1 protein-coding gene is annotated in these 519 nt (G+C 38.3%); it reads left to right on the top strand.

Features of this window, described 5'->3' with window-relative positions; genetic code table 11:
- On the top strand, nucleotides 1–519 hold a 519-nt coding region (locus PROCOU_RS17925; protein ID WP_244266351.1), incomplete at both ends, for a toxin Cry1Ac domain D-VI-related protein.

Genomic DNA, 519 nt, shown 5'->3' with positions numbered 1-519 from the left:
AGTTATTCAACAAATGACGACTCTTCTAGCAATAGCATCAAAAAACTTAACAGACCAAACTGCTATCAATAACGCGAAAGCTTTGGTAGACAAAGTTACTGATCCTACTGTCAAAGCGGCTTTAGAACAAGACATTGCTAAAGCTCAAAACCTACTTGATGCTAAAAATGCTGCTATTCAAGCAGAAAAAGACCGTCAAGACGCTGCTTCTAAAGCTGTTAAAGAGTTATTCACAAATGACGACTCTTCTAGCAATAGCATCAAAAACTTAACAGACCAAACTGCTATCAATAACGCGAAAGCTTTGGTAGACAAAGTTACTGATCCTACTGTCAAAGCGGCTTTAGAACAAGACATTGCTAAAGCTCAGAGCCTACTTGACGCTAAAAATGCTGCTATTCAAGCAGAAAAAGACCGTCAAGACGCTGCTTCTAAAGCTGTTAAAGAGTTATTCACAAATGACGACTCTTCTAGCAATAGCATCAAAAACTTAACAGACCAAACTGCTATCAATAACGC

It is taken from the genome of Listeria rocourtiae FSL F6-920, assembly GCF_000525975.1.
Lineage (GTDB): Bacteria > Bacillota > Bacilli > Lactobacillales > Listeriaceae > Listeria_A > Listeria_A rocourtiae.
This window is presented reverse-complemented; position numbering and strand designations above follow the sequence as displayed.